Here is a 25,826-nt window from a genome sequence, read left to right as displayed (position 1 = left end):
TCGGGATTCGTTGAAGCAGGCCTCGCGAACTGCTGCCTCCCAGCGATCCCAGGCGGGCAAGGTCCCGCTACCCCGAACCTCGCGTGCTCCTGCCCTTGCGAATCCCGAATGCCCATTCCCGAATCCCGGCTCTTGAGCGAATCCCGAATCCCCGATCCCGAATCCCGGCTTCAACACGCGCCGCAATCCCGTCACGCGCCGCCCGGCACGCCGCTTGCCTAAGCATCGACACGGGCTGCCGCCGGTCGCGGCAGGCCACGCAACGAGGCCCTGAGCACCGCCATGAGCACGATCCAGATCCCCGAAGACCTCGGCATCGAGGCCGCCGAGCCGCTGCTGGAGCAGCTGCGCGGCCTGGCCAAGGGCAAGAAGCCGCTCAAGCTCGACGGCAGCAAGGTCAGCCGCCTGCATGCGGCCTCGCTGCAGGTGCTGGCCGCGCTGGTGCTGCAGCGGCGCGGCGCCGGGCTCGAAACCCAGATCGAAAATCCCTCGGACGAGTTCAAGGCTGCCGCGCGCATCAGCGGCCTCGGCGGCCTGTTCGGCTGGTCCTCCCCCTGATACGCATACGGAGTACGCGCAATGAGTGGTGCACGCATTTTGGCCGTGGATGATTCCGCTTCGATGCGGCAGATGGTCGCCTTCGCGCTGCGTTCCGCCGGCTGGGAGGTCGAAGAGGCCGAAGACGGCGTGGTCGCGCTGGAGAAGGCCAAGGGTGGCAAGTTCAACTGCGTCGTGGCCGACGTGAACATGCCGAACATGGACGGCATCACCCTGATCCGCCACCTGCGCCAGCTGCCGGACTACAAGTTCACCCCCCTGCTCATGCTGACCACCGAGGCCGGCATGGACAAGAAGCAGGAAGGCAAGGCCGCCGGCGCCACCGGCTGGATCGTCAAGCCTTTCGACCCCGACCAGTTGATTGCCACCATCCGCAAAGTGATGGGGTGAGGCCGCCATGCCCATCGACATGAAGCAGTTCCAGGCGGTCTTCTTCGCCGAAAGCCGCGAAGGCCTCGATGCCATGGAGTCCGGCCTGCTCAGCCTTGAGTCGTCGGGCAACGATCCGGACACCATCAACACCATCTTCCGCGCGGCCCACTCGATCAAGGGCGGTGCCGCCACCTTTGGCTTCTCGGCCATCACCGGCACCACCCACCTGCTGGAGACCCTGCTCGACCAGGTCCGCGCCGGAAAGCGCGAGATCACCGCCGAGCTGTCCGACGCCCTGCTGGCCTCGGTCGACGTGCTGCGCGAGCTGCTGGTCGCCGCCGAAACCGGCAACCCCGACGACACCGCGCCCTGCGCCGACCTCAACCTCCGCCTCTCGGCCCTCCTCGACTCCGGCGCGCCGAGCGCGGCGCCGGCCAAACCTGGGGCCGCCACCCAAGCCGGCGCAGGCCAGGCCGCCAGCGGCTGGTGCGTGCGCTTCGCGCCGCATCCCAATCTGTTCATCACCGGCAACGATCCGCTGCGCATCCTGCGCGAGCTCGATCGCCTGGGCGAGCTGCAGGCGCAATGCGACACCTCTCAGCTGCCGGCGCTTGAAGCGCTGGAGCCCGCCACCTCCTACCTGCGCTGGACCCTGAGCCTGCCGGCCACCGTCAAGCAAGCGGCGATCGGCGATGCCTTCGCCTGGGTCGAGGACGAATGCGACCTCAGCATCGAAGCGATCACGGCGGCCGCGCCCGCGGCGACTGCGGCCGCCCCCGCACCGGCAGCCGCCAGCACCGAAGCCCTGCCGGTGCCGGCCAAGAGCGCCGACATCGTGCCGATGCCGCAGGCGAGCGAGCGCAAGGACGTCGCCAAGCCCGCCGCCGGCGCTGCTGGCAAAGCCGAGCGCGGAGCCGCGGAAGTCGACAGCTCGATTCGCGTCAACATTTCCAAGGTCGATGCGCTGATCAACCTGGTCGGCGAGCTGGTCATCACCCAGGCGATGTTGCGCCAACAGTCGCACGGCCTCGACCCGACCCAGCACGAGAAACTCCTGAACGGCCTCGCCCTGCTTGACCGCAACACCCGCGACCTGCAGGAAGCGGTGATGAGCGTGCGCATGCTGCCGGTCGAGTTCGTGTTCTCGCGCTTCCCGCGCATGGTCCGCGACCTCGCGGCGCGCCTGAACAAGAAGGTCAACCTGCGCACCTTCGGCGAAGGCACCGAGCTCGACAAGGGCGTCATCGAACGCATCGTCGATCCGCTGGTGCACCTGGTGCGCAACTCGGTCGACCACGGCCTGGAAACGCCGGAAGAGCGCGAAGCCGCGGGCAAGGACCCGGTCGGCACGGTCGAGCTGGGCGCCTCCCACCAGGGCGGCCACATCGTCATCGAGATCACCGACGACGGCCGCGGCCTGAACCGCGAGCGCATCCTGCGCAAGGCGATGGAGCGGGGCCTGCCGGCCCATGAAGGCATGGCCGACTCGGAGGTCTGGCAGCTGATCTTCCATCCGGGCCTGTCCACCGCCGAGCAGGTCACCGATGTCTCCGGCCGCGGCGTCGGCATGGACGTGGTGCGTTCCAACATCGCCGAGCTCGGCGGTGAGATCGACATCGAGAGCCACCTCGGCGAAGGCACCCGCGTGACCATCCGCCTGCCGCTGACGCTCGCCATCCTCGACGGCATGACCGTCGCGGTCGGCGGCGAGACCTTCGTGCTGCCGCTCGGCTATGTGATCGAAGCCATGCAGCCCGACCTGCAGGAGATCCGCAGCGTGCACGGCAGCGGCAAGGTGCTGAAGGTGCGCGGCGACTACCTGCCCCTGGTCAACCTCTCCGAGTTCTATCGTCTCGGCGATGCGCGTCTCGATGAGAACAGCCTGGTGGTGGTGGTCGAGGGCGGTGGCCGCAAGCTGGCCCTGGTCGTCGACGAGCTGCTCGGCCAGCAGCAGGTGGTGGTCAAGAACCTCGAAGCCAACTACCGCCGCATCCCGGCGGTGTCCGGGGCCACCATCCTCGGCGACGGCCGCGTCGCCCTGATCGTCGACATCGGCGGCCTGGTCAGGGCGCTGGCGACCAGCGCCGCGGCCTGAGACGGGCAAGTTCTCCCGCGACAGCCGCGCGCGCCGCGCGGGGCTGCCGTCGTCAACCGGAGTCCATGGCATGACAACGCGCCCCCCGTCACCGGACCGGAACCCGCCGAAGACCGAGTCAGCCAAGCCACCCCGATCCCGTGCCGGCTCCGGTGCGGGGTTGCGCTGGCAGCAACTGCTGGCGATGACGCGCAGTTCGCTCGGTCTCAAGCTCGCCCTGTCGGTCGCCTTGGGCGTACTCGCGGTCCTGGGCAGCACCACCCTGATCGTCGGTTGGCAGGCCTCGTCCGCTTTGGTCAGCAAAGCCGAAGACGAACTCGGCACGGCGGTGGACGTGGGCGAGCGGCTGCTGCAGACCTACGACAGCAGCCTGCGCGACACCGCACGCCGGCTTTACGACACCTTCCTTGCCTTCCTGCCCGAGCAGGATCTGCGCGCCGCCGCGGACGAACGCATCGCCGTCGGCGACTTCAACCCGCCCGCCCTGTACATGGGCGACATGCTGCTGAATGGCAACGACGATCCGGTGGACCTTTTCGAACTCGCGACGGGCGGCGTCGCGACCGTCTTCGCGCGCGACGGCGAGGACTTCATCCGGGTCACCACCTCGCTGCGGGACGACAACAACTTCCGCGAGGTGGGCACCGCGCTGAACCGTCAGCACCCCGCCTACGCCGGGCTGTTCGAGGGCAAGGAGTACGTGGGACGGGCGACCCTGTTCGGGCGCGACTACATGACCTACTACAGTCCGATCACCGATCTCGACGATGAAGTGATCGGCGTGTTCTTCATCGGCGTGCCCTACGGCGAAACGCTGCAAGGGCTGCGCGAGTCCATTCGCCAGGCCGAGCTGGGCAAGGACGGCTATTTCATCGCGATCAACACCGCGGACGGACGCCTCGAAGTGCACCCCGATCTCGAGGGTCAGAAGATCGACGAGATCACGGATGCCGGGCAGAAGGCCGCGCTGACCGCGCTGTGGAAGGAGCCGGGCAGCGAGTTCGAACTCAGCCTGCCCTCGCGATCGGGCGAGCCGCAGACGATGCTGGGACGGGCACGCGACTTCGCCCCCTGGGGTTGGCGGCTGATCGCCCTCGAGTCGAGGGCCGCCGCGCGGGGGCCCGCGGTCCGCCTGCTGGCGACGATGTCCGTGCTCGGCGTGCTCGCGCTCGCCTTTCTGGCGGCGGCGCTGAGCTGGATTGCCCGACGTCTGGTCACCAAGCCGCTCGGCGAAGCCGTGCAGGCGGTCGAGGCCGTGGCCTCGGGCAATCTTGAGGTATCCCTGCGCACCGATCGCGAGGACGAGGTCGGTCGGCTCTATGGCGCGATGACCCGGATGAGCGCGCAGATCAAGGAGCGCATGCAGGCCGAGCGCGACGTCGCCCAGCAGAACCTCGGCGTACGGCTGGCCCTGGAGCAGGCCAGCGTGGGCCTGATGATCGCCGACAACGAGCACAGGATCACCTTCGCCAATCCGCGCGTCAGCCAGATGCTGCGCGACCAGCTGGAGCAGATTCGCCTGCGCATTCCCGAGTTCGACCCGGACGACATCGTCGGCAAGAGCATCCACCGCTTCCACGGCGGCTCGGTGGAGCGCGTCAGTCGGACGCTCGATGGGCTGAGCGGGCAGCACCGCACGCGCATCACCCTGGGCAACGCGATCTTCGAGCTCTCGGTGAACACCGTGGCGGATGCCTCCGGCCAGCGCGCCGGCTTCGTGGTCGAGTGGCACGACCGCACCACGGACGTCCAGTTCGAGCAGGAAATCACGGAGGTCGTGGAGGCTGCCGCCCAAGGCAATCTCGATCTGCGCATGCAGACGGGAGGTCGCAGCGGCTTCTATGCGCTGGTTTCGAACCGACTCAATCAGCTGCTCGATCAGGTCAACGCCAGCCTCGTCGAGCTTCGCGGGGTACTGTCGGCTCTCGCGCAGGGTGATCTCTCGCGCCGCATCGAAGCCGACATGGTGGGCGTGTTCGGCGCCATGAAGTCCGACGCCAATGCGACGATCGAACGCCTGCGCGAGATCGTCGGCCAGATCCAGACCGCCGCCGAAAGCATCAACACCGCCGCCGGCGAGATCAGCGCCGGCAACATCGATCTGTCCTCGCGCACCGAACAGCAGGCGGCCTCACTGGAAGAAACCGCCTCGTCCATGGAGGAGCTGACCGGCACCGTGCAGCAGAACGCGGACAGCGCGCGCAAGGCCAACGAACTCGCCCACGATGCCACGGGCGTCGCCACCGAGGGCGGCGAGGTGGTGCAGCAGGTCGTCGAGGTCATGGGCGAAATCAACATCGCCTCCAAGAAGATCGGCGACATCATCGGCACGGTCGACGGCATCGCCTTCCAGACCAACATCCTGGCCCTGAATGCCGCAGTCGAGGCGGCGCGCGCGGGCGAAGCCGGTCGTGGCTTTGCCGTGGTGGCCACCGAAGTCCGCGCGCTGGCGCAGCGCTCGGCCGAGGCGGCGAAGGAAATCAAGCAGCTGGTCGGGAATTCGATGGACAAGGTCGGTGCCGGCTCGCGACTGGTGAACGAAGCCGGCGCCACCATGCTGCGGATCGTGAGCTCGGTGAAGCAGGTGACCGACCTCATCGCCGAAATCGCCTCGGCCTCGACCGAGCAGTCCGGCGGCATCGAGCAGGTCAACCGCACGGTCGCGCAACTCGACGAAATGACCCAGCAGAATGCCGCCCTGGTCGAAGAGGCCATGGCCTCCGCCCGCTCGATGGAGGAGCAGGCCCGAGACCTCGTGGCAGCGGCCTCCGCCTTCCGCCTGAACAGCCAGTCCCCGCACTGAACCCCCGATCCACAGGACCCCCATGAGCACCGACATCGCCAAGGCCACCGCGGCCGCTACCGAAGCCCATGCCGGCATCGGCGACGAGTACCTCACCTTCAGCCTGGGCGAGGAGGAGTACGCCGTCGACATCCTCAAGGTGCAGGAGATCCGCGGCTACGAGAACGTCACCCGCCTGCCCGACTCGCCGGCCTTCATCAAGGGCGTGATCAACCTGCGCGGCGTGATCGTGCCAATCGTCGACCTGCGCCTGAAGTTCGAGCTCGGCGAGGCCACGTACGACGAGCTCACGGTGATGATCATCCTGAACCTCGGCAGTCGCGTGGTCGGCATCGTGGTCGACAGCGTGTCCGACGTGGTGCGCCTGCCGGCGGCCGACATCAAGCCCTCGCCGGACCTGGGCGGCGCGGTCGACACCCGCTACCTCAAGGGCGTGGCCACCGTGGCCGAGCGCATGCTGCTCCTGCTCGACATCGAACCGATGATGCTGGGCCGCGACATGGCGCTGACCGACGCGGCCGCCTGAGCGGGCGCGCCCGTCGCCGGACCGGCCGGGCGCCGGGGCGGACGCCGACGCCGACCCGGCGTTTCACCGGGCACGGCTCTTGCCTGATGTGAGACCGGCGTCAAGGCTTGCCAGCCGCGCGCCGAGTCACCACTCCCCAGGAGCCCCGGATGCGCACCAACCTTCCCGTCACCGGCCGAGAAGTCGAGATCGCCGACGGCGAAACCCTGGTCTCGCAGACCGACCCCAAAGGCGTGATCACCTCGGTGAACCGCGCCTTCGTGCGGGTCAGCGGCTACGGCGTCGAGGAGCTGGTCGGCCAGCCGCACAACATGATCCGGCACCCGGACATGCCGCCCCAAGCCTTCGCCGACATGTGGAAGACGCTGAAGTCGGGGCGGCCCTGGGTCGGCCTGGTCAAGAACCGCTGCAAGAACGGCGACCACTACTGGGTCGAGGCCAACGTCACCCCGATCGTCGAGCGCGGCCAGACCACCGGCTACATCTCGGTGCGCCGCAAGGTCCCGCGCGAGCGCATCCGCGCCGCCGAGTCGGCCTATGCTGCGATCCGCGCCGGCAATGCTGCCGGCCTGCGTCTGCGCTATGGCGAGCTGCACCGGCCCACGCTCTCCGAGCGCTACAACCCGCTCTGGCTGCTGACCTTGAAGCAGCGGCTGATGCTGTCCGCCGCCGGCGTGGTAGGGCTGGGTGCGGCCCTGCTCCACAGCAGCGCCGGCCTCGGCCCCTGGAGCCTGTGGATCCTCGGCATCGGCAGCGTGTTCGCCTTCTACAGCGCCTGGTGGCTTTCGCACGACATCCGCGACCGCCTGTTCCTCGCCAACGAAGTGTTCGAGCGCATCGCCCAGGGCGAGTACAACGACCCGCTGCCGATCCACCGCAGCGACAGCGTCGGCAAGGTGCTGATCGGGCTGAAGTCGCTGCAGATCCGCCTCGGCTACGAAGTCGAGGAAACCGCCAAGCAGGCCAAGATCAACGCCCGCATCGTCTCGGCCCTTGATGCCGCCAGCGCCTGCGTGATGATCGCCAATTCCGACAACCGCATCGTCTACGTCAACCGGGCCATCCGCGCGATGTTCCGCGAAGCCGAGACCGATCTGCGGCGCGCCATGCCCGGCTTCAGCGCTGATACGGTGACGGGGGGCAGCATCGATCAGTTTCATGCCAATCCCGAGCACCAGCGCCGTCTGCTGGCCGAACTGAAGACCCCGCACCACGCGCGCATCGAAGTCGGCGGCCACAAGCTTGACCTCGTGGTGACGCCAGTGTTTGCAGAGAACGGCGAGCGCATCGGCACGGTCACCGAATGGAAGGATCGCACGGCCGAACTGGCCACCGAGGAAGGGGTCGCCTCGGTGGTGGCCGCCGCCGCCCGCGGCGACTTCAGCCAGCGCATCCCGCTGGAGGGCAAGACCGGCTTCGTGCGCAATCTTGCCGTGTCGATCGACAGCCTGATGGACAGCACCGCACAGAGCCTTGAGGCCGTCCGCACCGTGCTGCTCGGCCTCGCCGATGGCGACCTCAGCCGCCGCATCGAAGTGCAGCTGTCCGGCCTGTTCGACGAGATGAAGCAGGCCACCAACAGCACGGTCGACGCGCTGTCCGGGATCGTCCGCGACATCAAGACTTCGGTGGATGCGATCCACACCGCCGCCAGCGAGATCGCCGCGGGCAACGCCGATCTGTCGGTGCGCACCGAACAGCAGGCCGCCTCGCTGGAGGAGACCGCGGCCAGCATGGAAGAGCTCACCTCCAACGTGCGCGCCACCGCCGACCACGCCCAGACCGCCAGTCGCCTGGCCCAGGGCGCCAGCGGCACGGCCGACAGCGGCGGTCGCGCAGTCGGTCAACTGGTGGCCACGATGGGCGAGATCGACGCGCAGTCCAAGCGCATCGAGGACATCATCGGGGTGATCGACGGCATTGCCTTCCAGACCAACATCCTGGCGCTGAACGCCGCGGTCGAGGCCGCCCGCGCCGGTGAGCAGGGCCGCGGCTTCGCGGTGGTCGCGGGCGAAGTGCGCTCGCTGGCCCAGCGCGCCGCCACCGCCGCCCGCGAGATCAAATCCCTGATCGGCGAGTCGGTCGAGAAGAGCCGCAGCGGCGCCCAGCTGGCGGCGCGTGCAGGCAGCACCATGCAGGAAGTGCTGAGCGCCGTGCGCCGGGTCAGCGACCTCATGGGCGAGATCTCGACCGCCGCGGTGGAGCAGTCGAGCGGCATCGAACAGGTCAACCAGACCGTGACCCAGCTCGACGAAGGCACCCAGCAGAATGCCGCCCTCGTCGAGGAAGCCTCGGCCGCCGCGCGCTCGATGGAAGAGCAGGCCGCCCAACTGCGCCGCGCGGTCGCGCGCTTCCGGCTGTAGGGCTGGGAATCGGGCATCGGGCATCGGGCATCGGGCATCGGGCATCGGGAACAGCGTCGCAGCGCGATATCCGCATCGCAGGCGCGTACCGGGTCCACGTTGAGCCTTGCATCAAGCGTCGGATCTTGTTCCCAGAGCGCGGCGCGGCTCTTGCACGGATTGGGCGCACATCGACGCCACGCGGAGACTCGACGCATGAAGACCGTTCTTTCCCTGTTGGGGCTCGCGCTGGGCGCCGGCCTTGGCGCGTCCGCCGCCCAAGCCCAGGCCCTGCCGCAGGGCTGGACGCTGACCCCTACGCTGAGCGCCAACTACGACTGGCTGCGCGTCGACGAGGATGCCCGCGCCTTTCCCGACGTGCGCGATTTCCGCCGCGCGCGCATCGGCATCACGATCAAGTCCGGTGAGCGCTGGCAGCTGCGCGGCGAGCATGACGTCGAGGAGCGCACCGCGCCCGAGCTGAGCTTCCAGTGGTTCCTCGGCGGCGGTCGTCACCTGCGCTTCGGCCAGTTCAAGCATCCCTTCCTGCTCGACGATGTCATCAACGAGCGGCAGACACCGCTGATGGAGCAGTCGCTGACCGCCGCCTATGCGGTCAGTCGCCGACTGGGCGTCGCCTATGGCCAGTCGAACGAGCGGCACAGTTTCGACCTCTCGCTGTTCGACAAGCGCCTCGACGGCCGCTTCGAAGGCAGCGGGCTCGCCACCCGCTACACCCGGGTGCTGAGCCGCAGCGGCGAGGGTCTGCTCCACGTCGGCGGCTCGCTGGCCATCGACAGTCCGCGCAGCGACAGCGCGCGCTGGAACGTGCGCCCGGAATCCGGCATCGCCAGCCGCTCGCTGGTCGACACCGGCACCTTCGCCGACGTCGACCAGAACCAGCGCTTCGCCGCCGAGGCCCTGTGGCTGCACGGGCCCTGGTCGCTGCAGGCCGAGCATGCGATCGGCCGCAGCACGCGTTCGCAGGCTGGCGACTTCAGCTCGAATGCCAGCTATGCCCTGATCAGCTGGTCGCCCAGCGGGCATGCGCGCAGCTACAAGTCCGGCGTCGTGGGCTCGCCCAAGGCCGGCGAAGGCGAGATGCCCTGGGAGCTGTTCCTGCGCTTCAGCCGCATCGACCTCGACGATGCTCCGGTGCTCGGCGGCACCCAGCGCGACTGGACGCTCGGCGCCACTTGGTATGTGCACCCCAATGTGCGACTGCTCGCCAACTACACCGCCGTGCGCAGCGCGCGTCGCGGCGTGGCCGACGACCCGAACCTGCTGCAGTTCCGCATCCAGCTGAGCTACTGAGCCGCGCCAGCGGCCTTCCCGCAGCAAGCACCGCCAGGCGCCCTCAGCGGCGCCGCAAGGAGCCCCCATCATGCGCTGGTTCGCCCATCTTCCCATCGGCCGCAAGCTGGCCTTCGCCTTTGCCGTACTCACCTTTCTCGCCCTCTCGATCGGAGGCTACGGCATCAAGGATCTGCGCGACGAGAACGCGCTCGTGAGCGACCTGACCGAACGCTCGCTGCCTGCGCGCACCGCCCTGCTCGAGCTGCGCGGCATCCTCGGTGAGTACCGCACGTTTGAAGTGGCCCAGCTCGGCTATCAGGGCCAGGCCGCTGAACTCGCCGACTACCGCAAGCGGACCGATAGCCTGCGCAACGATTTCGGCAGCACGCTCACGCGCTACGAGGCGCTGATCCGCAGTGACGGCGAGCGCGCCCTGTTCGAGAAGGTGAAGGCCGCGGGCGCAGCCTACTTCAGCGCTGGCGCAAAGATCGCCGCCGCCATCGACGCCGACGATTTCGACACTGCGCGCGCCGTGTCCAGCGACGAGGCCCGCCCCCTGCGCCGCGCGCTGATGGACGAGATCAAGGCCCTGATCGAGGAAACCAGCCGCCTGCTGGACGCGCAGGTCGCAGCAGCCGATGCCGCCTCCGAGCGAGCAATGCTCCAACTGAGTCTCGGCATGGTCGCAGTGGCACTCTTCGCCGCGGTGTTCGGCTGGAGCATCACCCGCGCCATCACCCGGCCGCTGGGCCAGGCCACCCGCGCCGCCGAGGGCATCGCCCGCGGCCGCCTCGACCAGGAGATCCGCGCCGAAGCCCGCGACGAGGCCGGCCAGCTGCTGGCCTCGATGGCGACGATGCAGCAGCAGCTGAACGCGGTCCGTGAGGCCCAGCGCCAGCTGGCCGAACAGCACGGCGCCGGCATGCTCGACCAGCGCATCGACGCCAGCCGCTTCGCCGGCGACTTCGCGCGCATGGCCGAGGAGGTCAATGCCGTGGTCGACGGCCACGTGCGCGCGCAGAGGCGCATGGCCGAGGTGATGAGCCACTACGCCGAAGGCGACTTCAACCACGACATGGATCGTCTGCCCGGCGAGCAGGCGGCGATCTCGCAGGCGATGGACGCGGTCAAGACGCGCCTCGGCGAGATCAACGCGGCGATCACCGAGCTCTCGCAGGCCGCCACCCGCGGCGAGTTCAAGACCCGTGGCGACGCCAGCCGCTTCAAGCACGACTTCCGCCGCATGGTGGAAGGCCTGAACTCGCTGATGGCCACCGCAGACACCCAGCTCAGCGGCATCTCGACCCTGCTGCGCGCGCTCGCCGACGGCGATCTCGGCCAACGCCTTCAGGGCGAGGCGCAGGGTGTGTTCGCGCAGATCCGCGGCGACGCCAACCGCATGGTCGAGCAGCTGCGCAGCATCATCGGCGAGATCCAGGCCTCGTCCGAGACGGTGCGTTCAGCCGCGGGCGAGATCGCCGCCGGCAACGCCGACCTGTCCTCGCGCACCGAGCAGCAGGCCGCGGCACTGGAAGAGACCGCCGCCAGCATGGAGGAGCTCACCTCCACCGTGCGCGGCAACGCCGAGAACGCGAGATCCGCGAACCAGCTCGCCATCGGCGCCGGCGACGTCGCCGAGCGCGGCGGCAGCGTGGTGCGCCAGGTGGTCGACACCATGGGCCAGATCCATGTGCAGTCGCGCAAGATCGAGGACATCATCGGGGTGATCGACGGGATCGCCTTCCAGACCAATATCCTGGCGCTGAACGCCGCGGTCGAAGCCGCCCGCGCCGGCGAGCAGGGCCGAGGCTTCGCGGTGGTGGCAGGTGAGGTGCGCACCCTTGCCCAGCGCTCGGCCGCCGCCGCCCGCGAGATCAAGCAGCTGATCTCGGACACCGTGCAGCGCATCGATTCCGGCAGCCAGCTGGTCGACTCCGCGGGCGCCACGATGGCCGAGATCCTGGCCTCGGTGAAGCGCGTCACCGACATCATGGGCGAGATCAGCGCGGCGTCCGCCGAGCAGACCGCCGGCATCGAGCAGGTCAGCGCCACCATCACCCACATGGACGAAGCCACCCAGCAGAACGCGGCCCTGGTCGAAGAAGCCACTGCCGCCGCCCGCGCGCTCGAAGACCAGGCCGGCCGGCTGGCGCAGAACGTGGCGCGGTTCAGGCTTTGACAGCCGGGATTCGGGAGTCGGGATTCGGGATTCGTCAGAGCAGCTGGTCGAGAACGTCGCGCGAACGCTTCGAGTTCTGCCCCTAGCCGAGCTGAGGAGCCGGAGCGGTCTGGATCACAGCCGCACCCTGCTCCAGCGAATCCCCAATCCCGACTCCCGAATCCCAGCTCTCTAACGAATCCCCAATCCCCAATCCCTAATCCCGGCTTCACCGGCACAAGCCTTGCCTTCCCCTGCTGCAACCGCCGCCAAACCGTCACCGCCGCATCGGAGCCCCCATGTCCTTCGCCCTTTCCAGCAGCAAGCGTTCCTCTTCGGCGCGGGCGGCAGAGGCCGCCAACGAGGCGCGGCAGGAGTTCCTCACCTTCCGTCTGGGCTCGCAGGAGTTCGGCGTCGACATCCTCAAGGTGCAGGAGATCCGCGGCTACGAGAACGTCACCCGCATTCCCGACACACCGGACTACCTGAAAGGCGTGATCAACCTGCGCGGCGCGGTTGTGCCGGTGGTCGACATGCGGCTGAAGTTCCGCCTGGCCGCCGAGTACGACGCCTTCACCGTGATGATCGTGCTCAACATGGCCAGTGCCGTGGTCGGCATCGTGGTCGACAGCGTGTCGGATGTCACATCCTTCGGCGCCGACCAGTTGAAGCCCGCGCCCGACTTCGGCAAGACCGTCGACGCCCGCTTCCTCACCGGCATCGGCATGGCCGGCGAGCGCATGGTGCTGCTGCTCGACATCGATGAAATGCTGAAAGCCGAGGCGCTGAGCCTCGTCGCTGCGGCCGGCTGATACGCCGCGGCGGAAAGGACGCCATTGAAGCGGAAGACCGTCGATGCGACGCAGTATCCAGTTCCGTTCCACCCTGCTGCTGGGCGCGCTTGCGATGCTCAGTTTCGCCTTGGCCACCCTGTTCATCCAGGACAAGGCGTCCGATGCCCAGACCGAGGCCGCCAACCGTGAGTTGATTGCCATCGCCGAGGCCCAGGCCGGCCGCGTGCAGCGCCTCGCCGAGGGCCCGCTGGTGATGAGCCGGGCGCTGGCCGCATCGGTTCGCGCAGAGATCGCTTCGTCGGACCCCGACCGCGCGCGCATGATCGAGACCGTGCGCCAGTACACGCTGCAGGACACCGATTCGCTGGGCTACTGGATCGAGTTCGAACCCCAGGGTTTCGACGGTCGCGACGCCGAGTTCGCGACCGGCGAGTCCACTGCCAGCACGGACAGTGGGCGACTCTCCATCTACTGGGTGCGGGGCGACGACGGCACGGTCTCGCTGGAAGGCACGGCAGGGCCCGACGAAGATCCGGATCTCGCGGACGAGGACTACTACGCCGCCGCCCGCGCGCGCGGCGCCGAGCTGATGTTCGAGCCCTATCCCTACGAGGTCTTCGGCCGCGAAGTGCTGATGACCAGCCTGATGGTGCCGATCCTGGTCGATGGCGTGCATCGCGGCGTGGCCGGCGCCGATGTCACCCTCGATGGCATGCAGCGCGCGCTGGCGGAGGTGCGGCCTTTCGACTCCGGCGTGCTGCGCCTGTTCTCGCCGACCGGCAAAGTGATGGCGGCGCCCGAGACCGACCTGCTGGGCGGTGACTGGCCTCAGCACTCCCTGCGTGAAGCGCTGCCGCGCCTTGCCCAGGGCGAGCGCGTCAAGTTGCGCGCAGCGGATGCGGCGATCGAGGGCGAGGCCCTGCAGGTGTTCCTGCCCTTCCGCGTGGGCACCGGCAGCGATGTGTTCGTGCTGCAGGTGTCGGCGCCGGTGGACGTGGTGATGGCCAGCGTCGGTGAGGTGCGCAACCGCATCCTGCTGATCGGGCTGTTCAGCGTGCTGGCGCTGGTGGCCGCGGTCGCGCTGATCATCCGTCGCCTGGTCGGTCAGCCGCTCGCCTCGGCGGTACAGGCGGTCGAACGCCTGGCCAGGGGCGATTTCGATGCGCGCTTCGAGGCCCAGTCCGATGACGAAGTGGGCCGGCTCGGCAAGGCCCTGGTGCAGATGCGCGACCTGCTGCGCGCCTTCATGCATGAGCAGGCTGAGCTCGCCCGCCGCCACGCGGAAGGCGAGCTCAGCCTGCGCGTCGACGCGAGCCGCTACCGCGGTGCCTTTGGCGGCATGGCCTCTGGCGTCAATCGGCTGGTGGATCAGCATATCGCCACGAGCGGACAGATCATCGATGTCGTCCAAGCCTACGCGCGCGGCGACCTGAGTCCGAGCATGCCCAAGCTTGCTGGCGAGATGCGTCGCTACAGCGAGGCGGTGGACGGCGTGCGCGCCAATCTCACCGCGATGCGCGACGAAATCCTGCGCCTGTCGCGCGGCGCCGCCGCCGGCGAGTTCCACCTTCGCGGCGACGCTGCGCGCTTCGAGCATGCCTTCCGCGAGATGGTGGACGCGCTGAACGCGCTGATGGAAAACGCAGACACCGGCTTGAGCCGCACCTGCGAAGTGCTGGGCGCGATCGCCCAGGGCGATCTGCGCAAGCGGATCGAAGGCGCCGCCTCGGGCCGCTTCGCCGAGCTGCAAGCCTCGACCAATGCCACCGCGGATGCGCTCCGCGGCATCCTCGGTGATATCCACACGGCGGTGGACGCGATCAACAGCGCCGCCAGCGAGATCGCCGCCGGCAACGCCGATCTCTCCGCCCGCACCGAGCAGCAGGCAGCCTCGCTGGAGGAAACCGCCGCCAGCATGGAAGAGCTCACCTCGACCGTGCGCGGCAATGCCGAGAACGCGCGCTCGGCGAACCAGCTCGCCATCGGCGCCGGCGATGTCGCCGAACGCGGCGGCAGCGTGGTGCGCCAGGTGGTCGACACCATGGGCCAGATCCACGTGCAGTCGCGCAAGATCGAGGACATCGTCGGGGTGATCGACGGCATCGCCTTCCAGACCAACATCCTCGCGCTCAATGCCGCGGTCGAAGCCGCGCGTGCCGGTGAACAGGGCCGCGGCTTCGCGGTGGTCGCAGGTGAGGTGCGCACGCTCGCCCAACGCTCGGCGGCGGCCGCCCGCGAGATCAAGCAGCTGATCTCGGACACCGTGCAGCGCATCGATTCCGGCAGCCAGCTGGTCGACTCCGCCGGCGCCACCATGGCCGAGATCCTGGCCTCGGTGAAGCGCGTCACCGACATCATGGGCGAGATTTCCGCGGCGTCCGCCGAGCAGACTGCCGGCATCGAGCAGGTCAGCGCCACCATCACCCACATGGACGAAGCGACCCAGCAGAACGCTGCCCTCGTCGAAGAAGCCACCGCCGCCGCCCGCGCGCTCGAAGACCAGGCCGGCCGGCTGGCGCAGAACGTGGCGCGGTTCAGGCTTTGAGGGCCGGGAATCGGGAATCGGGAATCGGGAATCGGGAATCGCAAACAGCGTGGCATGCCAACGCATGGCGCGCGATTACCTAGCCCCACGAGCTGTCAGGCATCAGTCGCTCATCCTCATGCCGGGCTCTGACGCGCAGCCGCTCTGACGATTCCCGATTCCCGTTCACCCATTCCCAGCAAAAAGAAAGCCGCCCCACAGGGCGGCTTTCTGTTTCGGTCACATCCAGGCGCCTCAGAGCTTGAACTCGATCGTCCTGCGCATGCGCGACTCGACCGGGTTGCCGCCTTCGGTGGCGGGGTTGAAGGTCCAGCGACGCACCGCGGCCAGGGCCTCGCGCTCGAACACGCGTGCGGGCTGGGCCTTGAGCACGTTGACCGAGCTCACCTTGCCGTCGGCGCCGATCACGATCTCGACTTCGACGAAGCCCTCGGTACCGCGACGCGCGGCCTCGGCCGGATAGTTCGGCGGGTCGGTCTTGAGCGGGGTCGCCGGGCCGGCCATCGCCAGCGCCGGCAGGGCGAAGCAGGCGCAGGCAGCCATCGGCAGGGCCAGGAACAGGGTGCGTGCCAGTGGTGAAAGACCAGAGGGGCGCATGGGCGTCTCCAGAAATCTACGTTGGGGAAGGGGGTGCGCCGGCGGCGCGGTCGCTCGCGAAACTGCGAACGTCATCCACGGTGCAATGCCCGTACCGGCGGATCACCGACGGTTCGCCGTCGCGCCCCGCGGCCGCGCCGACGCGCCGTCGCCGCCACCGGCACATCGCTTGCAGCCGCCTCGACCGACGCCTGACCGCCCCTCGCGGGGCCCCACGCCTGATCGAGCCACGTCCATGACGCCACTTGAACTGCTTCACGTCGCCACCGCGCCTTCGGTCCGCTTCATGGACCGCTTGCGCCTGAACTCCAAGCTGATGCTGATTGCCGCCGTCTTCGTCGGCGTGGCGGTGATCATGGCGGCGCTACTGGTGCGTGAGATCAACACCAAGGTCGCCCACCTGCAGCAGCTGCAGACCGGTGAAGCCGCTTTCCCGAAGGCGATCACCCTGATGCGCGACATCTCCAGCCACGCCGCGCAGTCGCGCCGCGCGCTGGGCGGCGACGCCGCGGCACAGGCCGAGATCCCGCGGATTGTCGACACGCTGCGAGCCGGCACCGCCGCGGCCATCGAAGTGCGCGAGCAGCTGCCGCCCGACCCACGGCTCGACAAGGCCGTCGAGGAGCTGCAGGCGGCGATGGAGCTGGCCCTGCAGCCCTCGGACGACATCAACACCATCATCCAGCACGACCTGGACGCGATCGCCAAGGTGCGCAACTTCATGAGCGTGCTCGAGGTGGCAAGCGACCTCTACCTCGACAACGAGGAGGGCACCCTGCTGCTCGGCGAGATCGTCACCGCGCACGGCCCGCTGCTGTTGGACCGCGCGCTGCGCATTCGCGCGCTCGGCAACCTGGTGATCGACGGCGGGGCCGTCTGGGTGGAGGACCGAATCGACCTGACCAGCTCGGACCGCGAGATCGGTAACGCGCTCGAAACGCTCGGCGGTGCGGTGGCCGACCTCGGCACCGAGTTCGATGCCGTCCGCGCCCCGCTGGAGGGCGTCAATTCCGCCTTCGCCGCCCTGCGCCAGGGCATGAAGGAGGGCTTGCTCGACGCCGAAGAGATCCAGATGGACGCGGCCGAACTGCTCGCCCTGGGCCAGGCCGCCGACGCCTCGGTCTACGCCCTGCTGGATGTCGTCGAGCCGATGCTGAAGAACCGCATCGCATCGCGCCTGTCGGCGCTCAGCACCGAGCGCAGCCTGGTGATCGGCGCCATCGTGATCGCCCTGCTGCTGGCCGGCTACCTGTTCCTCGGCTTCACCCAGAGCGTAGGCCGCGCGGTGCGCGAAATCGCGGCCTCCGCCAACGACCTCGCCGGCGGCGTGTTCCGCGAGCGCGTCAACGTGCGCAGCAACGACGAGCTGCGCCAGATCGCCAACGCCCTGGAGTCGGTCAGCACCGCCATCCGCCGCTTCGCTGCCGCGCAGACCGAAATGGCGGACCAGCATGCGGCCGGCCTCATCAGCCATCGCATCGACGCCGCGACCTTCGAAGGCGAGTACCGCAAGCTCGCCGAGGGCACCAACGAGCTGGCCGACGGCCATCTGCAGGTCAAGATGCAGGCGGTGGAACTGATGGGGCGCTACGGCATCGGCGACCTCTCAGGCGACATGCCCGAACTGCCCGGCGAGAAGAAGCGCATCACCGAGGCGATGCGCCTCACCAAGACCAACATGTCGGCGATCAGCGCCGAGATCCAGCGCCTGGTGACGGCAGCCAATGCCGGCGACTTCAGCGCCCGCGGCGACGCCAACCAGTTCCAGCATGAGTTCCGCCGCATGATCGAGGGCCTGAACAGCCTGATGGCGGTGAGCGACGCCGGACTGCGCGATGTCGGCCGCGTGCTGGATGCACTGGCCCGCGGCGACCTGACCGAGAGCATCACCGCCGAATACCGCGGCCAGTTCGACGCGCTGAAGCAGGCGGCCAACACCACGGTGAAGTCGCTGGGCGAGCTGATCGGCCAGGTCAAGGAAGCCACCGACAGCATCAACACCGCCGCCCGCGAGATCGCCGCCGGCAACAGCGACCTGTCGGGTCGCACCGAGCAGCAGGCGGCTTCGCTGGAGGAAACCGCCAGCAGCATGGAAGAGCTCACCTCCACCGTGCGCCAGAACGCCGAGAACGCGCGCTCGGCGAATCAACTGGCGATCGGTGCCGGCGAAGTCGCCGAAAAGGGCGGCAGCGTGGTCGGCGAAGTGGTCACCACCATGGGCGACATCGATGCCGCCTCGCGCAAGATCGTCGACATCATCAGCGTGATCGACGGCATCGCCTTCCAGACCAACATCCTCGCGCTGAACGCGGCGGTCGAGGCCGCACGCGCCGGTGAGCAGGGCCGCGGCTTCGCGGTGGTGGCCTCCGAGGTGCGCTCGCTGGCGCAGCGCTCGGCGGCGGCGGCCAAGGAGATCAAGACCCTGATCGGCGACACCGTGGACAAGATCGCCACCGGCAGCAGCCTGGTCGATTCGGCCGGCAAGACCATGGCCGAGATCGTGACCTCGGTGAAGCGTGTCACCGACATCATGGGCGAGATCAGTGCGGCCTCGGCCGAGCAGTCGAGCGGCATCGAGCAGGTCAATGCCACCATCACCCAGATGGACGAAGTCACCCAGCAGAACGCGGCCCTGGTGGAAGAAGCCTCGGCCTCGGCGCGTGCCCTGGAAGACCAGGCGGGCGCCCTGTCCGTTGCCGTCTCGCGCTTCCGTCTGAACTCCAACCAGGCCAGCCTGCGCGCCGTGCCGCCCATGCGCAGTAGTGCGCCCGCCGTGGCCGCTCCGCGTTCCGACGAGGCTTCGCCCACGTCGACATCGCCAGCGGTCGCCGGGAGCAGCGCCGAGACCAAGCGCGAACCCGCCAAGCCCGGGCTGCGGGCGGTGGCCGGCAAGGCCACGCCGTCCCGGCCGCTGAAGCCCCTCGCCGCCACGGCGCGCAGCGCATCCTCATCGCGCGCGCCCGCCAAGCCGGCGCCCTCGCGCAATGCGCCGACCGGTCCGGCCGCGCCGTCGGCCAGCGACGACATGGAGTGGACCGAGTTCTGAACGTCTGCACGCAGGCATTCGCGACACTCCCGGGACGGGCGCGCAAGCGCCCGTCCTGCGTTGCGGCGCTTGCTGGGCGTCGCCCTCCAGAACACCGGCGTAATCCCGGCGGCGCGGTGCGGCACGCGGCTTGCTGCAGTGACGGAGCGCCACGGCATCGCGCCGTGGATCCAGCCGCCGACGAGGGCCGATGAGCAGCGAGATCCCCCAGGGCCAGCGCGAGTTCGAGTTCGCCGACCGCGATTTCCGCCGTGTCTGCGCCTTGATCCACGCCCGCGCCGGCATCGCCTTGGCCGACAGCAAGCGCGACATGGTCTACAGCCGCCTGTCGCGACGCCTGCGCGCACTCGGCATGGACAGCTTCGGCGACTACCTCGACTGGCTTGAGCGCGAAGGCGAGGACGAGTGGCAGAACTTCGTCAACGCGCTCACCACGAATCTCACCAGCTTCTTTCGCGAAGAGCACCACTTCGAGCACCTGCGCGAGCACCTGCCGAAGATGAAGCGCGTCAATGGCAAGGTACGCATCTGGTGTTCGGCGGCCTCGACCGGCGAAGAGCCCTACTCCATCGCGATCACCGCCTGTGAAGCCTTCGGCACGCTGTCGCCGCCGGTCGAGATCATCGCTACCGACATCGACACCCAGGTGCTGGCCACCGCCGAGCGCGGTGTGTATCCGCTGGAGCGCGTCGAGCGCATGGCCGAGGCGCGCAAGAAGACCTTCTTCCAGCGCGGCACCGGCGCCAATGCCGGCAAGGTGCGCGTGAACCCCGCGCTGCAGAGGCTGCTGAGCTTCTCGCCGCTGAACCTCCTGGATACGCGCTATCCGCTCTCCGGCACCTTTGCGGTGATCTTCTGCCGCAACGTGATGATCTACTTCGACAAGCCGACGCAGCGCGCGATCCTGGCGCGAATGAAGCCTCTGCTTGAGCCGGACGGCTTCCTCTACGCCGGCCACAGCGAGAGCTTCTTCCACGCCGCCGACCTGTTCAAGAACCTCGGCCGAACCGTCTATGCGCCGGTGGCTGCAGGAGGCCGTGAATGAGCACGCCCTCGCGCCATCTGAAAGGGCCCATGCCCTACTTCGACGTACAGCTGCAGATGGACGCGCTGAAGCTGATGCCGGCCGACTACGTCGTGACCTCCAAGGACATCGCGCTGTCCACGGTGCTGGGCAGCTGCGTGGCGGCCTGCATGCGTGACCCGGTGCTGCGGATCGGCGGCATGAACCACTTCATGCTGCCCGACGGCGGCGACGCCGATGACACCTCGGCGCGCTATGGCAGCTATGCCATGGAACTGCTGATCAACGAGCTGCTGAAGGCCGGCGCCCGCCGCGAACGGCTGGAGGCCAAGGTCTTCGGCGGCGGCAACGTGCTGAAGAGTTTCACCACCAACCCGGTCGGCACCCGCAACGCCGAGTTCGTGATCGCGTATCTCAAGGCCGAGCGCATCCCGGTGGTGGCCCAGGATCTGGGCAGCATTCATCCACGCAAAGTCTGGTACATCCCTGCCACCGGCAAGGTGCTGGTGCGTCGTCTGCCGCACGCCCACGACACCGCCATCGCCTCCGAAGAAATCGCCTACCGCAATCAGCTGAAGCAGCAGCCAAGTGCGGGTGGCGTGGAGCTGTTCGACTGACATGGCTACTCGCGTACTGATCGTCGATGACTCGGCCCTGGTCCGCCAGGTGCTCTCGCGCGTGCTGGGCGAAGACCCGGAGATCGAGGTGGTGGGCACGGCCCAGGACCCCTTCGTCGCCCGCGAGATGATCAAGCAGCTCAATCCCGACGTGCTCACGCTCGACGTCGAGATGCCACGCATGGACGGGCTGACCTTCCTCGAGAACCTGATGCGCCTGCGGCCGATGCCGGTGGTCATGGTGTCTTCGCTGACCGAGGCCGGGGCCGAGGTCACGCTCGACGCACTGAGCCTCGGTGCCGTCGACTTCGTGACGAAGCCCAAACTTGAGGTCGCCAAAGGTTTGACGGAATACGCCGGCGAGCTGGCGGCGCGGGTCAAATCGGCCGCCCGCGCCAAGGTGCAGGCGCGCAGCGCGCCCGCGCGAAGCGCCGAGCGCCCGAAGGCACGCGGCGCCGCCGGCTTCCGCACCACCGATCGACTGATCGCCATCGGCGCCTCGGCCGGTGGCACTGAAGCCATCCGTGTGGTGCTGGAGATGATGCCGCCGGACGCGCCGGGCATCGTCATCACCCAGCACATCCCGGCCGAGTTCAGCCGCGCTTTCGCCCAGCGCATGAACCGCTGCTCACCGATGGCCGTCTGCGAGGCCGAAGACGGGCAGCAGATCGTGCCCGGCTACGCCTACATCGCGCCGGGCGGCTACCACCTGCGGGTCGAACGCAGCGGCGCGCGCTGGCTGTGCCGGATCGGCGACGACGCCCCGGTCAGCCGACACAAGCCCAGTGTCGACGTGCTGTTCCGGTCGGTGGCGCAGGCGGCCGGCCGCAACGCCGTCGCCGCCATCCTCACCGGCATGGGCAATGACGGCGCCGCCGGCATGCTCGAAATGCATCAGGTCGGCATTCCCACCCTGGCCCAGGACGAAGCGACTTCGGTGGTCTGGGGCATGCCTGGGGCCGCAGTGAAGATGGGCGGCGTGGACGAGATCCTGCCGCTGAACCGCATCGCCGGTCGCCTGCTTGAGCTCGCGGCCGATGAATCGCGGCGCGCCGCGCGCGGCGGCCCGTGAGCCGCGCGGCTGTGGAACGCGCATTGCAGACAGCAGCCTCGAGGGCGCCCGCGGCGCCGCGATCCACCAGCGCTCAAGTCGACCGCGCCTGCGGCCGATAGAAGCCCGAGTCCAAGGGAACACCGCAATGCAAACCGGCATCCTGATCCGAATCGCCCCCGCCCTGCTGCTCAGCCTCGCGCACGTGGTCGCGCAGTTCGTCGAGTGGCCGCTCGCCTTCGAACTCGCGCTGCTGACAACGATGTTCCTGGCCTGGGGCGCGTTCGGCTGGTGGTTCTCCCGCAATGCCTTCGCCCTGTCGCCGGACGAGAGCCGGTTGGTCAAGGAGCAGGAGCAGCTGCTCGGTGAGCTGCGCGAGTTCGTGAGCCGCGAGGTCGGCGGCAGCCAGCAGGAGATCCAGCGCACCCGCGCCCTGCTTGCGCAGTCGATCGGCAAGCTGGCCGACAGCTTCCAGACCATGAACAAGACCGCGCGCCACCAGACGCAGACCCTGGCCAAGATCGTCGACCGCAGCGGTGACAGCAACAGCATCGATGTCCGCCGCTTCGCCCAGGAGGCCAGCCGCCACATGGGCGAACTGACTTCGGCGCTGGAGCAGGTCAGCGAGCAGAGCTCGACGACCGTGAACCATATCGATGCCATGACCCAGCATCTCGAAGGCATCTTCGCCCTGCTGGAAGACGTCAAGTCGATCGCCGACCAGACCAATCTGCTCGCACTCAATGCCGCCATCGAAGCGGCGCGCGCCGGTGAAGCGGGCCGCGGCTTCGCGGTGGTCGCCGACGAGGTGCGCAGCCTGTCGGAGCGCTCGACCAGCTTCAACGAACAGATCCGCAAGCTGGCCAACAGCTCCAAGGAGGCCGTGCACAAGGTGCGCGAGACGGTGTCCAACATGGCCACCCGCGACCAGAGCCGCAGCCAGCAGGCCCGCCACGAGGCCTCCAAGCTGTTCTCCCAGGTCGAGGAGATCAACGACAGCCTGGCCGCCGGCATCAACGAGGTCGCCAGCAGCGCGCGGGTGATCGACCAGTCGGTGGCGGAAGCCGTGCGCTCGCTGCAGTTCGAAGACATCGTCACCCAGGCGCTGGGCGCCGCCGAGCGCCATCTGGAGCGGCTCGAAGCCATCAACCGCGATGCCACCGGCCTGCAGCAGCTGTTGGCTTCCAGCGCCGGCGCCAGCAGCCACCGCAAGCTCGAAGCCCTGAACGACCTGCACCGCCGCCTGCGCGAGCTGCGCGACAACTGGCAGCCGATGCCGCACAAGCCGGTGTCGCAAACCGACATGGGCGCGGGCGGCGTCGATCTGTTCTAGGCCGCGTAGGGGGTTGGCGCTGGCCGCTGCCCGGCGCCCGCAGTAAAGGCGAACTGTGCAGTCGTGCTCCACCTTAGCCCGCAGCCTGCCCTGCAGCACCAGGCCGGGGTCATGCTCCGTGCGTCTGCCGGGCATCGCTGTCCCGTCTCCGCAGACCTTCCGGCTCGGCCAGCCGCGTGCAGCAGCCTGAAACCCGCGCTTTGAGCCGACCGCCCGCCCTGTGGTCGACGTGGGTCGTCGGCGCCGTTCGCCGGGGCCCGGACTCACCCGGCACCTCCTCCGCTTCAGCTCAACTTTCTTCACATTTCTCCGCGGATAGGGCCCCAGGGCCCGCAAAGCCAAGAAACCCGCGGCTCCAGCAAGACGCAGCCCCACGCGCCCTGGCCTGCGGCGACGCTGCGGCGCTTGCGTGTCCAAGAACACAAAACTAGTCTCCAACGTGGTCCGCGCGTGAACACGCCGCGCGGAGGGGGAAGTCGACGACCGGGGCACGCGAAGGAGTTCGCGGGCGCTGCCGTGGGGGCAATTCGTTGATGACCATAAGCTTTGTGCCGGGTCGCCGCCAAGCGGACGATCGCGGCCGCCTATGCGCACTCGCGCGCTCACTGGGGAGTAGAGACCGCAATGTTCAAGCCTTGGATTCCGGCAGCCGCCGCCCTTCTTTTTGCGGCTGGAGTGCACGCCGACAGCACCCGACGCAGCGCGCCAGAGCTGGCGCCCGCCACTGAAAAGCCGGCCAGCGCGCCGGTGGTGCAGATGACTTCGACGATCGCCGCCACCGTGAGCTATCCGGGCACCCTGCCCGCGAGTCCCACCTTCAATCGGCCGAGCGGCTGCGCCAGCCTGTCAGGTGTGGGCACCGCAGTGGCCTTCCACGAGCAGTCTTTCACGGTCGACACCGCGGGCAGCTACACGCTGACGGTGCTCAACACCGCACCCGCGATCGATACGGTGATGGTGCTTTACCAAGGCAGCTTCAGCGCCGCCTCGCCGCTCACCAACTGCATCGCCTACAACGACGACACGGCTGGCCTCGGCGCGCTGTCGCGCATCACCCAGACGCTGGCCACCGGCACGACCTATGTGCTGGTCACCACCACCTTCGGTAACGGCGAAACCGGCAGCTTCAACAACGAGATCACCGGCCCGGGCGGCATCAGCCTGGTCGGCGCCGGCCCCTCTGCCAATCTCGGCCTGACGAAGAGCGCGCCGGACGGCGTGGTCAACGGCGGCACCTACCGCTACGTGCTCGCCGCCAGCAACGCCGGCCCCGACAACGCCACCGGCGTGACCGTCACCGATACCCTTCCGGCGGGCGTCAGCTTTGTTTCCAGCACCTGCGGCGCGACCGCAGCGGGGCAAACGGTCACCTGGCCGATCGGCGCTTTCGCCAACGGCGGCAGCACGAGCTGCACCTTGACGGTGTCGCGCGATTCGCTCACCTGCAGCACCGTGGTGAATACGGCCTCGATCAGCGGCACCGAGACGGATCCCAATCCGGCCAACAACACCGCAACCCACAGCAACGGCGGTAGCGACTTGATCGTGGACGGCAGCTTCGAAGCGCCGAGCGCGCCGGCCTGGACGCAAAGCTCAACCAACTACGGCAGCCCGCTGTGTGACGAGGCCGGCTGCGGCACGGGCGGCGGTACGGCCGGCCCGCGCACTGGATCGCAGTGGATGTGGTTCGGTGGCGCAGGCGCGCTGGAAGTGGGCGTGGCCGAGCAGTCGGTGGCCATCCCGGCGGGCGCGACGACGCTGAGCTTCGGCTACCGCCTGGGCCTCTGCGCGGCTGGCGCCGGTGCCAACGACTTCATCCGCCTGACGGTGGGCGGCACCGAGCTCTGGCGTCGCGATGCGTCGTCCGCTGAGTGCGGTGCCACCGCATACGCACTCGCCAGCGTGGACATCAGCGCGCTGGCGGGAAGCACGCAGGCGGTGCGCTTCGAATCCACCAGCGGCACGGCAGGGACTTCGAGCAACTTCAGTATCGACGACGTCAGCTTGCCCAGCTCGCCGGTGTGCGTGGCTCCGCCGAACGCGGATCTCTCGATCGCCCAGACGCTCACGCCGGTCGGTGCGCAGCTGGTGGGCAATGGCGTCGATGTGGCGCTGACCGCGGCCAATGCAGGCCCGGGGGCCGCCAGTGGCGTTACGGTTTCGACTGTCCTGCCCGCGCAGCTGAGCTTCGTCAACAGCACCTGCGGCGCCACCGCGGTCGGCCAGACCGTCACCTGGGCGGTCGGCGCCCTGGCCAATGGGGCCAGCGCCAGTTGCACGATCAACACGAGCATCTCGGCAGGCGGAGCGATCAGCGTCAGCTCGAGCGTGAGCTCTTCGACGACGGACCCGGTGACGACCAACAACGCCGCCGCTTCCAGCCTCTCGGGTGCGCCCGTCGCGGCGGCCCGCCCGGCGGTGGTGCCGAGTCTCAACGCAGTGGGCCTGCTGGCCTTGGTGCTGAGCCTGCTCGCCGTCGGCGGCTTGGCCTTCGGACGCCGCGAGCACTGAGAACAGCGCGCCAGCGCCACTAAGGAAACGCCCGCCTTCCGGCGGGCGTTTCCTTTTGGGCCCGTCAGCCAGATGAGAGACGAAGCCCGTCTGGAGAGGCTGTGATCGTCCTTCAGGGATCTCCGCGATCAAGGCCCCATGCTTCGCCTCACGATTCG

At 68.7% G+C, this 25,826-nt stretch carries 17 protein-coding genes; 16 read left to right on the top strand and 1 reads right to left on the bottom strand.

The genetic code is table 11. The annotated features are described in order from the left end of the window. Nucleotides 1-282 precede the first annotated feature (282 nt). The 10 genes from BLP83_RS09585 (at nucleotide 283) to BLP83_RS19245 (ending at nucleotide 15,489) form a co-directional block, all read left to right on the top strand. Nucleotides 283-558, top strand: coding sequence for an STAS domain-containing protein (locus BLP83_RS09585; RefSeq protein ID WP_091241888.1), 276 nt, complete (start codon nucleotides 283-285; stop codon nucleotides 556-558). A 21-nt stretch (nucleotides 559-579) separates the two neighbouring features. Further along, complete coding sequence (locus BLP83_RS09580; protein WP_091241887.1) at nucleotides 580-948, top strand: response regulator; 369 nt, start codon at nucleotides 580-582, stop codon at nucleotides 946-948. Between the two features lie 7 nt (nucleotides 949-955). After that, the gene (locus BLP83_RS09575; protein WP_091241884.1) at nucleotides 956-3,025 is read left to right on the top strand and encodes a chemotaxis protein CheA; all 2,070 of its coding nucleotides are present in this window, start codon (nucleotides 956-958) and stop codon (nucleotides 3,023-3,025) included. A 184-nt stretch (nucleotides 3,026-3,209) separates the two neighbouring features. Next, a complete protein-coding gene (locus BLP83_RS09570; protein ID WP_176764101.1) occupies nucleotides 3,210-5,828 on the top strand; it encodes a Cache 3/Cache 2 fusion domain-containing protein in 2,619 nt (872 codons plus the stop codon). Nucleotides 5,829-5,850: 22 nt separating this feature from the next. Then, complete coding sequence (locus BLP83_RS09565; protein WP_091241878.1) at nucleotides 5,851-6,354, top strand: chemotaxis protein CheW; 504 nt, start codon at nucleotides 5,851-5,853, stop codon at nucleotides 6,352-6,354. Between the two features lie 149 nt (nucleotides 6,355-6,503). Then, a complete protein-coding gene (locus BLP83_RS19255; protein WP_091241876.1) occupies nucleotides 6,504-8,717 on the top strand; it encodes a methyl-accepting chemotaxis protein in 2,214 nt (737 codons plus the stop codon). A gap of 195 nt (nucleotides 8,718-8,912) precedes the next feature. Next, nucleotides 8,913-10,010: an OprO/OprP family phosphate-selective porin gene (locus BLP83_RS09555; protein ID WP_091241873.1), complete on the top strand. Its 1,098-nt coding sequence runs from the start codon at nucleotides 8,913-8,915 to the stop codon at nucleotides 10,008-10,010. A gap of 70 nt (nucleotides 10,011-10,080) precedes the next feature. Then, nucleotides 10,081-12,171 carry a methyl-accepting chemotaxis protein gene (locus BLP83_RS19250; protein WP_091241870.1) on the top strand — a complete coding sequence of 697 codons (2,091 nt, stop codon included), beginning with the start codon at nucleotides 10,081-10,083 and terminating at the stop codon, nucleotides 12,169-12,171. Between the two features lie 278 nt (nucleotides 12,172-12,449). Further along, the gene (locus BLP83_RS09545; RefSeq protein ID WP_091241868.1) at nucleotides 12,450-12,962 is read left to right on the top strand and encodes a chemotaxis protein CheW; all 513 of its coding nucleotides are present in this window, start codon (nucleotides 12,450-12,452) and stop codon (nucleotides 12,960-12,962) included. Nucleotides 12,963-13,005: 43 nt separating this feature from the next. Further along, nucleotides 13,006-15,489, top strand: a complete 2,484-nt coding sequence (locus BLP83_RS19245; RefSeq protein ID WP_091241866.1) for a methyl-accepting chemotaxis protein — start codon at nucleotides 13,006-13,008, stop codon at nucleotides 15,487-15,489. 234 nt (nucleotides 15,490-15,723) lie between these two features. Here BLP83_RS19245 and BLP83_RS09535 read toward each other — a convergent pair whose 3' ends face one another. Further along, complete coding sequence (locus BLP83_RS09535) at nucleotides 15,724-16,086, bottom strand: energy transducer TonB (RefSeq protein ID WP_176764100.1); 363 nt, start codon at nucleotides 16,084-16,086, stop codon at nucleotides 15,724-15,726. 235 nt (nucleotides 16,087-16,321) lie between these two features. Here BLP83_RS09535 and BLP83_RS19240 point away from each other — a divergent pair, with 235 nt between their 5' ends. The 6 genes from BLP83_RS19240 (at nucleotide 16,322) to BLP83_RS09505 (ending at nucleotide 25,668) form a co-directional block, all read left to right on the top strand. Continuing rightward, complete coding sequence (locus BLP83_RS19240; RefSeq protein ID WP_176764099.1) at nucleotides 16,322-19,132, top strand: methyl-accepting chemotaxis protein; 2,811 nt, start codon at nucleotides 16,322-16,324, stop codon at nucleotides 19,130-19,132. Between the two features lie 190 nt (nucleotides 19,133-19,322). Further along, nucleotides 19,323-20,177 (top strand): CheR family methyltransferase, encoded by an 855-nt coding sequence (locus tag BLP83_RS09525; RefSeq protein WP_091241860.1) that lies wholly within the window; start codon nucleotides 19,323-19,325, stop codon nucleotides 20,175-20,177. Then, on the top strand, nucleotides 20,174-20,773 hold the full coding sequence (gene cheD, locus BLP83_RS09520) for a chemoreceptor glutamine deamidase CheD (protein WP_091241857.1): 600 nt from the start codon (nucleotides 20,174-20,176) through the stop codon (nucleotides 20,771-20,773). Before BLP83_RS09525 ends, cheD begins: the two co-directional genes overlap by 4 nt. Nucleotide 20,774: 1 nt before the next feature. Beyond that, nucleotides 20,775-21,845 (top strand): protein-glutamate methylesterase/protein-glutamine glutaminase, encoded by a 1,071-nt coding sequence (locus BLP83_RS09515; RefSeq protein WP_091241854.1) that lies wholly within the window; start codon nucleotides 20,775-20,777, stop codon nucleotides 21,843-21,845. Nucleotides 21,846-21,972: 127 nt separating this feature from the next. Next, nucleotides 21,973-23,157, top strand: coding sequence for a methyl-accepting chemotaxis protein (locus tag BLP83_RS09510; protein ID WP_091242046.1), 1,185 nt, complete (start codon nucleotides 21,973-21,975; stop codon nucleotides 23,155-23,157). 624 nt (nucleotides 23,158-23,781) lie between these two features. Beyond that, complete coding sequence (locus tag BLP83_RS09505; RefSeq protein WP_091241852.1) at nucleotides 23,782-25,668, top strand: DUF11 domain-containing protein; 1,887 nt, start codon at nucleotides 23,782-23,784, stop codon at nucleotides 25,666-25,668. The last annotated feature ends 158 nt before the right edge of the window (nucleotides 25,669-25,826 follow it).

This window comes from Aquimonas voraii (assembly GCF_900101825.1).
GTDB lineage: Bacteria > Pseudomonadota > Gammaproteobacteria > Xanthomonadales > Xanthomonadaceae > Aquimonas > Aquimonas voraii.
The sequence above is the reverse complement of the archived record's forward strand: the minus strand, read 5'-3'. Positions and strand labels throughout refer to the sequence as shown.